The following is a 9,039-nucleotide window of genomic DNA, read 5'->3' as shown; positions in this document are numbered from 1 at the left end:
CTTGACGAATCGAGCCGATTTTGAAGTGTCAACCATCTCCCCGAACACCCGTCAGCTATGTCCCCGGGCTGAACACTACGCTCGCAATGACGACTTCTATAGTGGCGCAGCGCTCTCGCCGCGATCACTCGACAGCTTTGAAGCTAACGACGCCACGACGATCACCACGGCAATCAGCCCGATCACCAGCGTGCAGATCGCGTTGATCTCCGGCTTCACCCCGAGCCGTACTTCCGAATAGATCCGGATCGGCAGCGTCGCCGAGCCCGGGCCGGTGGTAAAGCTCGCGATCACGAGATCGTCGAGCGACAGCGTGAAGGCGAGCATCCAGCCGGCGACCACCGCCGGGGCGATCAGTGGCAAGGTGACCATCACGAACGCGCGCAAGGGATCGCAGCCGAGGTCCATCGCGGCTTCCTCCAGGCTGCGGTCGAGCGAGACCAGCCGCGACTGTACGATCACCGCAACGAAGCACATCGTGAGGGTCGTGTGGGCGAGCGTCACCGTCCAGAAGCCGCGCTCGGCCTCCAGCGCCACGAACAGCAGCAGCAGCGACAGGCCGGTGATCACCTCGGGCATCACCAGCGGCGCATACAGCATGCCGGAGAACAGCATGCGGCCGCGAAATCCCTGGCCGCGCGACAGCGCCACCGCGGCAAGGGTGCCGAGCAAGGTCGCCACCGTCGCCGAGGTGGCGCCGACGCGCAGGCTCATCCAGGCTGCATCGATCATCGCGCGGTCGTTGAAGAACTCGTGATACCAGCGCAGCGACCAGCCGCCCCAGACCGTGACCAGCCGCGAGGCGTTGAACGAATAGATCACCAGGATCAGGATCGGGAGGTAAAGAAAGGCGAGCCCAAGCGTCAGCGAGGCGACGTTGAAGCGCGACAGGCGGGAGGGATTAGGCACGATCTCCTCCTCCCTCAATCCCAGTGAAACCCTCTCCGTTCCCTCCCCCCTTGTGGGGGAGGGTCAGGGAGGGGGGCACCCAGCAAAGACCGCCGATGCGGACCCCCACCCCCAACCCCTCTCCGCAAGGGGGAGGGGAGCGAGAGAACGTGCCTTGCTGTACGCCATCCATCACCTGCTCTCCTCCAACTGCCGGCGCTGCAGCCGGTCGTAGAGCAGAAGCGGAAGCAACAGCACGACCAAGAGGACCACGGCGATGCTGGAGGCCACCGGCCAGTCCTTGTTGGTGAAGAATTCAAGCCACAGCGTCTGGCCGATCATCAGCGATTTCGAGCCGGCGAGCAGATCGGGAATGACGAACTCGCCGACGATCGGAATGAAGCACAGCAGCGCGCCGGCGCCGACACCCGGCAGCGACAGCGGAAACGTCACCAGCCAGAAGGTCTGGCGCGGCGAGGCGCCGAGATCGGCGGCGGCCTCTTCCAGGGCCGGCTCCAGCTTCGTCAGCGTCGCAAACAGCGGCAGGATCATGAAGGGCAGATAGGAATAGACGATCCCGACATACATCGCGCTGTCCGTCGACAGCCACACCACCGGCGCGGACACCAGATGCAGCGCGAGCAGGATCTGGTTCAACAGGCCGTCATGCTGCAGGATGTTGACCCAGGCATAGATGCGAATCAGGAACGAGGTCCAGAACGGGACGATGACCAGCATCATCGCGATGCCCTGCCAACGCCTGGGCAGCCGCGCCATGCCATAGGCGATCGGGTAGCCGATCAGGAGCAGGATCGCGGTCGACGTCGCCGCGACGACGACGCTGCGCAGATAGGACGCGAGATACAGATCGTCCGACAGCAGCAGACGGAAATTGTCGAGCGACAGCGCCGCAAATGCATCCCGAAGCGACGACAAACCATCAGCCAGCGAGAACACCGGCGTATAGGGGGGCTGCGCGATCGCAGTCTGCGACAGGCTGATCTTGGCGACGAAGGCGAACGGCACCAGGAAGAACAGCACCATCCAGACGTAAGGCGCGATCGCCGCAAATCGCGCCGGACGCGAGAAGATGCGGCGCGCGCTCATCGCTCCAGCACCACGCAATCATCGGGCGTGAACCAGGCCACGACGCGCTGGTTCAGCCCATAGCCGTCGGCGTCGAGCCGGGCCGTGTTGGCTTGCGACGCGTGCAGGACAGCGCCGCCGTCGAGCTTGATCTTGTACACGGTCTTGCCGCCGAGATAGCTCGCATCGGAAATGGCGCCCTCGACACAGTTGATCGCTGCGGCATCAGCCGCCGGCCGGCGAAGCGCGAGGCGGATCTTCTCGGGACGGATCGCGACTGCGACCTTGCTCTCGCTGATCGGAGTGACGGGTTGCGCCGCGGCGAGCTCGCCGGCAGCGGCGGTCGTGATCCGGAGCCGGTGCGACTCACGCGCGGTCACCTCGCCCTCGAACAGGTTGATGTCGCCGACGAACTCCGCGACCCACCGCGACACGGGCTCTTCATACAGGCGGCGCGGTGCAGCGACCTGCTCGAGCCTTCCCGCGTTCATTACCCCGATCCGGCTCGCCACCGTCATCGCCTCCTCCTGGTCGTGGGTGACGATGATGAAGGTCATGCCGAGCTTGCGCTGCAGCTCCATCAGCTCGAACTGCGTGCTCTCGCGCAGCTTCTTGTCGAGCGCCGCCATCGGCTCATCGAGCAGCAGCACCTTCGGCCGGCGCGCCAGCGAGCGTGCCAGCGCGACGCGCTGCTTCTGTCCCCCGGACAGTTGATCGGGCTTGCGCTTCTCCAGGCCTTCGAGCCGGACCAGCGCCACCATCTCCGCGACGCGGGTGGCGATCTCGGCGCGCGGCATGCCGGCGCGCTTCAGGCCGAAGGCGATGTTGTCGCGCACGTTCAGATGCGGGAACAGCGCGTAGTTCTGGAACATCATGTTGACGGGCCGCTGATGCGGCAGCACCTGCGCGATCTCCTCGCCCGATAGCAGGATGCGCCCTTCATCCGGCGTCTCGAAGCCGGCCAGCATGCGCAGCAAGGTCGTCTTGCCGCAGCCGCTGGGGCCGAGCAGCGCGAAGAACTCGCCGGCTCGGATGTCGAGCGAGACGCCGTCGACGGCGCGGAAGCTGCCGAAAGTCTTGACGACGTTCTCGATCCGCAGGATCGGCGGCTGAGGATCGGGGCGCGGTTCCGGCAGTGGTGATGCCGCCGGCTCCTCGGCGGGCGCTGGATTTGCGATGTCGTCAGCCATGTCCTGATCAAATCACCCTGCCCGGCCACAACGCCCGGCCGGTCGGCAAGCTAGCCGCCCATGGATTGCAGCTCAACCGCACGGGCCGGACTATCCCCGCTCGCGTCAGCGGCCTGCGGCGAGCCCCGGCCACAGGCGACCGTCGCCATGAACGCGGCGAGCGCATCGCGTTCGGCAGCGGGAAGCGTCAGGCCCAGCTTGGTCCGCCGCCATAGAACGTCGTCGGGAAACCGCGCCCATTCGCGCGTCATGAGGTAGCGGACCTCCGCCTCCGTCAGCTTCGGCCCGAACGCCTGTCCGAGATCGGCCCGGCATCTCGCCCCGCCGAGGATCTCCGCCAGCCGGGTGCCATAGGCGCCGACCAGCCGCCGGGCCTCGGCTTCGCCGAGAAAGCGCCAGCGCTCCCGTGCGTCGTCGACGAGATCCTCGAACCGATCCCAGGCGAAATCGCCACCCGGAAGCGGCGCGCTCGCAGTCCAGCGCGGCGACATCGGGTAGAAGCGCGCAAGCCGCGAGACCGCCCGCTCGGCCCGGTACCGGGCTGTCGTGACATCGCCGCCGCACATGGTCAGGAGCGGCGCCTTGGCGGGCTCCTTGGCGCGGCCGGCATCAAGGCTCACGATCGTTTCCAATTCCCCGCTGTCGGCAGCACGCAGCACCATCATGTTGGCGCCGGACACGCTCCGGACCACATCCGCGGGCTGGACGTCCGAGCGGAAATAGCGGTTCGCCGCCTTGCAGAGATAGGCCACGTCTGCCGCCGGCACCGCCACCACGGCTGGGTCGCCCTTGAAGCCGTGGGCCACCGTGCCGATCAGGGTGAAATCTTGCTCGTAGGGCTGGGCAAAGATCAGCCTTCCATCCGAATTCTGAAACACGTAGACCGCTTCGACATCGAACAGCCGCGGCACGATGATCTGGCTAACCTGCCGCGCGGTGACCCGCGGCGGCGGCTGACGCAGCACGGTTTCCGCCGTCGAGACGCTCCACGCGCCGGTGGCGTTGGCGAGCGCGCGCGAAGTGACGATGCGGCGATGGCCGCGGTCGATGATGGCGAGCCGCCATAGATGGTCACGGTCGGCTCGCACGCAGCGGGCGCCGGTGCGGATCTCTGCGCCGCGCTCGGCGGCATCCATCGCGGTCAGAACCACCAGGCGGGAATCGTCGACCACGCAGTCGGAATAGTCGAACGCCGTCCCGATCGGACGCTTCAGGGCATCGCCGATCGGATGATGCGTGACGTCGAGCACCGACGCGGCCGGCAGCCGGTTGCGCGTAGCGAGGCGATCGTAGAGCCAGAGCCCTGCGCGCAGCTGCCATGGCGGCCGCTCATTGGCGTGAGCCGGAATCGCAAAGCGGATCGGCCGCACCAGATGCGGCGCGACCGTGAGCCAGACGTCGCGCTCGGCGAGCGCGCGGCGCACGCGCAGAAAGCCGCGGCGCTCCAGCGCCGCGAGGTCCCCATGCACCAGCCGCGACGTGGCCGACGAGGCGGCGCCGCCAAGATCGCCCTGCTCGACCAGGATCACGCGCAAGCCGCGGCCGGCCGCATCGCGTGCCAGGCTGACGCCGTTCAGACCGCCGCCGATGATCGCAAGATCGTAGTCCGCCATACGCAAGGTCTTCGAGCGTGCCAGGGCGAATGATCGTAGACCGGCGGAAATGATTCTCGTAGCGGCCGAGCTGTCGTGCGCGCGGATAAATTCGCGCTGTTGCGCAACAGCCTCTGACCGGAGTGCCTGGTCAGCCCGTCTTGCGAACGGACGCGACGTCGTCGTCGTGAGCGCGACCGACAATGCCGTCGTATTTGTTGATCGGCAGGGGCTTGCCGAGCAGATAGCCCTGAACCGAGTCGCAGCCCTGCTCGGCGAGGAAGCCAAGCTGCTCGGGCGTCTCGACGCCTTCCGCCACGATCGACATGTTCATGCCGTGACCCAGACCGATGACCGCACGAATGATCGCCGCCGATTGCGGATTGCGGCCGATGTTCATGACGAAGGCGCGGTCGATCTTGATCTTGTCGAACGGGAATGCCTGCAGGTAGCTCAGCGACGAGTAGCCGCTGCCGAAATCGTCCATCGAGACGCGAACGCCGAGCGCCTTCAGCCGGCGCAGCAGCGCGACACCGCGATCGAAATCCTCGATCAGCACACCCTCGGTGATCTCGAGCTCGAGCCTGCCGGGCGCGAGCCCCGTCTCGATCAGGATCGAGTGGACCAGCGCAACGAGGTCGCCATGGACGAACTGGGCCGGGGACAGGTTGACCGCGACCTGCAGCGGCTTGGGCCACGACGCCGCCTCGCGGCAGGCCTCGCGCAGGATCCACTCGCCCATCTCGACGATGAGGCCGCTCTCTTCCGCAAGCGGAATGAAGTCGCTCGGCGGCACGAAACCCCGGACCGGGTGCTGCCAGCGCGCCAGCGCCTCGAAGCCGATGATCTCGCTGGCGTCGACCGTGCGGCCGGAGACGGCCTGCGGCTGGAAGTACAGCGACAGTTCGCCATGCTTGATCGCGACAGACAGCTCCTGATGCAGAACGCGGCGGTCGCGAATCTGCTGATCCATTTCAGGCTCGTAGAAGGTGATGCTGCCGCGCGATTTGGCCTTGGCGCGGAACAGAGCGGCACCCGCATTGGCGAGCAGCGACGCCGGATCCGAACCATTGTGCGGGAACACCGAGATGCCCGTCGTCAGCGCGGTGCGGATCGACTTGCCCTCGATCTGGAAGTCCACCGCGATCGCCGCCGCCAATTGCTCGGCCAGCGCCCTGCCCGTTTCCGGTTGCTTGCCGTCGATGATCAGCCCGAACTCATCGCCGGAGAGCCGCGCGACCACCCCGCCCCGGGCAACGGCATGGACGCGACGGGCGACCTCGATCAACAGCTTGTCGCCGATGGCGTGGCCGAAGACGTCGTTGACGTCCTTCAGGCCCTTGAGATCGACGTTCAGGACCGCGAACTCCTCGTCCGTATCCGCGCAGGCCTCGATCATCTGGCTCAGGGCCTGCAGGAACGCGGCGCGGTTCGGCAGATCGGTCAGGCCGTCGTGATAGGCCATGTGCGCCATCCGCGATTCGGTCTGGCGCCGGTCGGTGACGTCCTCATAGGTCTTGATCAGATATTGCGGCTCGCCGGTCTCGCCCAGCACGGTTGCCCGCCGGGTCAGGAACAGCCGCAGGCCGTCCTTGGTCGAGATCGGATGTTCCTCGGTCAGAAGGCCCCGCTTCTTGATGGCGGCTTCGTCGCGCGCCGTGATCAGTCTGGCCTCGCGCGGATTGAAGATGTCGGCGGTGGTCAGGCCCGTGGCGTCCTCGCGCTTGCGGTTGAGGATGATCTCGGCGCTGCGGTTGGCGAGCAGATAACGGCCGTCGCTGACGCTCTCGACGATGAGCGAAACCGGAATGTTGTCGACAACCAGTTCCAGGAACTTCTTGCTGTTCTCCAGCTCGCGGCTCAGCGATCGCCGCTCCGTGGCATCGTCGAACAGCGCGATGAGGAATTGCGGTTCGTTCTTGTCGTTGCGTGCAACGACCCGGTGGGCGTCCAGGATGCGCTTCTCGTCACCGCGTTGAACCACGAGTTCGCTGCAATAGGTGGTGCCAGGTGCCAGCATCGCTTCGCGATCGGCAGCCGCGATGTCGGCCGCGGTCTCCTCGCCGAACAGGTCGCTCGGGCGCCGTCCGATGATCTGATCCCGCGGCACCTGCGCGAACTGCTCGAACGCCCGGTTGGCAAAGATGTAGCGGCCGTCCTCGATGTTCTTGGCGGCGACGCAGACGGGAACCTGATCGACCACCGATTCCAGGAACTGCTTGGTCGAGGCGAGCTCGCGCTCCAGCCGGTGCTGCACCGTACAGTCTTCATGGATGCCGATCGATCCTCCGGTGGGAAGACGGAAAATCTGGGCACGCACCACACGTCCGTCGGGCAATTCGGTCAGGCACCCGTCCGGTGCCCGCGCCTGGCGCGCATAGTCCTCGACCGTCAGATTGAGCAGGCCACGCTGCCGCCGCAACTCGACCAGATCCCGGCCGGTGCAACCGGGCGGAATGTCGGCCCGGCTCATGCCGTAGATCTCGAGAAAGCGATGATTGTAGAAGACGACGCGGTTGGCGGCGTCCGTCAGCATCAGCCCCTGGCTCAGATTGTTGAGCGCGGAGCTGATGAAAACATTACGCCGCAGTTGTGCCCGCTTGGCGCGCCGCAAGGCCGAATGGATCCAGATCACGACCGACGCGAGGAAGGCGCAGACGACAACGCCGGCGATCAACACCTTCCAGAGCACGTCCGGCTCGATGGTGGCCAAGTAACCGGAGGGCGAGAAATCGGAGGAAGCGGCCCAGGCCCGGGTCGGCGCAGCCGCCCACGCTGCCATGGCGGCCACCGAGGCCGCAACGACACGCGCAGAAAACGCGTTTCGGTCGCTCGCCTGCCAATTCTTGCCAGCCATCAATCACCCGCGGTATTCGGCGACAGTATCTGGCTTCACCTATTGGGATCGGGTAAACGGGTTCTGCAAACTTCGAAAAAGACGAAGCAAATTTGGTCAATGGCGCCTTATGATGAATGGTTTGCTAAGGGCCCTCGCACTCCGGACCGGGGTTCCGCCCACCAGGGATTGCAGCGAGGCATGACTTCTCCCAATCGTCTCAGGACTATGCATGGATAGAGTGGATTGCGTCGTCGTTGGCGCCGGCGTCGTCGGACTTGCCGTCGCACGTCAATTGGCGCGGGCCGGACGCGAGGTCATCGTTCTCGAGGCGGCCGAGGGTATCGGAACCGTCACTTCGTCTCGCAACAGCGAAGTGATCCACGCCGGCATCTACTACAAGGCCGGGAGCCTGATGGCCCGCTTCTGCGTGGCCGGCAAACGCCTACTTTACCGCTATTGCGACGACCATGGCGTGCCCTACCGCAATTGCGGGAAGCTGATCGTTGCGACCAATCCGGCCGAGACCGAGAAGCTGCAGGGCATCCGCGCGCACGCCGAAGCCAATGGTGTCGAAGGTATGCGGCTGCTATCCGGAACCGAAGCGCTGGCGCTGGAGCCGGCCCTGGCCTGCCAGGCCGCGCTGCTGTCGCCGTCCACCGGCATCCTCGACAGCCATGCCTTCATGCTGTCGCTGCGCGGCGAGATCGAGGATGCCGGCGGTGCCTTCGCCTTCCACACGCCGTTGCTGCGGGCCAAGGCGACCGGGGGATCAATCGAGGTCGATGCGGGCGGCGCGCAACCGATGAGGCTGAGCTGCCGGCTGCTGGTGAACGCCGCCGGCCTCGACGCGCCGAAGCTGGCGCGGCTGATCGACGGCATGCCGTCGTCGCTGATGCCGACGGCCTATCTCGCCAAGGGCAACTATTTCAGCTGCAGCGCCCGGGCACCGTTCAGCCGGCTCATCTACCCGGTGCCGGAACCAGGCGGCCTCGGCGTGCACCTCACGCTCGACATGGCAGGCCAAGCCAGATTCGGCCCCGACGTCGAGTGGATCGACCGGATCGACTATACGGTCGATCCGGCGCGCGCCGAGCGCTTCTACCCGGCGATCCGCAAGTATTGGCCGTCGCTGCCGGATGGGGCGCTGATGCCGAGCTATTCCGGTATCAGGCCGAAGATCGTACCGCCGGCCGTGGCGTCGCAGGATTTCGTCATTCAGGGCCCGCGCGATCACGGGGTGCCCGGACTCATCAATCTGTTCGGAATTGAATCGCCTGGATTGACGTCATCGCTCGCGATTGCGGCTCACGTCTGCGATCTCGCCTCGAGCTGAAGACCCCAGATATCGCGATGAACGGCGTGTCGCGATAGATGCGCCGGCAGACAACGCAGGCAGACAACGCAGGCAGATGCGTCCGCCTCATCGTATATCGCAACTAATTTG

At 65.9% G+C, this 9,039-nt stretch carries 6 protein-coding genes; 1 reads left to right on the top strand and 5 read right to left on the bottom strand.

Translation table 11 applies throughout. The annotated features are described in order from the left end of the window. Window positions 1-96 precede the first annotated feature (96 nt). The 5 genes from QW861_RS32750 to QW861_RS32730 form a co-directional block, all read right to left on the bottom strand. A complete protein-coding gene (locus tag QW861_RS32750; protein WP_315753898.1) occupies window positions 97-909 on the bottom strand; it encodes an ABC transporter permease in 813 nt (270 codons plus the stop codon). A gap of 171 nt (window positions 910-1,080) precedes the next feature. Then, complete coding sequence (locus tag QW861_RS32745; RefSeq protein ID WP_315753900.1) at window positions 1,081-1,995, bottom strand: ABC transporter permease; 915 nt, start codon at window positions 1,993-1,995, stop codon at window positions 1,081-1,083. Beyond that, on the bottom strand, window positions 1,992-3,164 hold the full coding sequence (locus QW861_RS32740; RefSeq protein WP_315717547.1) for an ABC transporter ATP-binding protein: 1,173 nt from the start codon (window positions 3,162-3,164) through the stop codon (window positions 1,992-1,994). Before QW861_RS32740 ends, QW861_RS32745 begins: the two co-directional genes overlap by 4 nt. A 50-nt stretch (window positions 3,165-3,214) precedes the next feature. Then, the gene (locus QW861_RS32735) at window positions 3,215-4,777 is read right to left on the bottom strand and encodes a glycerol-3-phosphate dehydrogenase (RefSeq protein WP_315717548.1); all 1,563 of its coding nucleotides are present in this window, start codon (window positions 4,775-4,777) and stop codon (window positions 3,215-3,217) included. A gap of 130 nt (window positions 4,778-4,907) precedes the next feature. Then, on the bottom strand, window positions 4,908-7,613 hold the full coding sequence (locus tag QW861_RS32730) for an EAL domain-containing protein (protein WP_316171498.1): 2,706 nt from the start codon (window positions 7,611-7,613) through the stop codon (window positions 4,908-4,910). A gap of 211 nt (window positions 7,614-7,824) precedes the next feature. Here QW861_RS32730 and QW861_RS32725 point away from each other — a divergent pair, with 211 nt between their 5' ends. Beyond that, window positions 7,825-8,928, top strand: a complete 1,104-nt coding sequence (locus QW861_RS32725; protein ID WP_316171497.1) for an NAD(P)/FAD-dependent oxidoreductase — start codon at window positions 7,825-7,827, stop codon at window positions 8,926-8,928. The last annotated feature ends 111 nt before the right edge of the window (window positions 8,929-9,039 follow it).

It is taken from the genome of Bradyrhizobium sp. SZCCHNRI1029, assembly GCF_032487555.1.
Taxonomy (GTDB): Bacteria; Pseudomonadota; Alphaproteobacteria; order Rhizobiales; family Xanthobacteraceae; genus Bradyrhizobium.
The sequence above is the reverse complement of the archived record's forward strand: the minus strand, read 5'-3'. Positions and strand labels throughout refer to the sequence as shown.

Excerpts from the sequence above, each read along its gene's own strand:
- QW861_RS32745 (WP_315753900.1), bottom strand. The coding sequence starts at position 1,995 with ATGAGCGCGCGCCGCATCTTCTCGCGTCCGGCGCGATTTGCGGCGATC.
- QW861_RS32740 (WP_315717547.1), bottom strand. The coding sequence starts at position 3,164 with ATGGCTGACGACATCGCAAATCCAGCGCCCGCCGAGGAGCCGGCGGCA.
- QW861_RS32735 (WP_315717548.1), bottom strand. The coding sequence starts at position 4,777 with ATGGCGGACTACGATCTTGCGATCATCGGCGGCGGTCTGAACGGCGTC.
- QW861_RS32730 (WP_316171498.1), bottom strand. The coding sequence starts at position 7,613 with ATGGCTGGCAAGAATTGGCAGGCGAGCGACCGAAACGCGTTTTCTGCG.
- QW861_RS32725 (WP_316171497.1), top strand. The coding sequence starts at position 7,825 with ATGGATAGAGTGGATTGCGTCGTCGTTGGCGCCGGCGTCGTCGGACTT.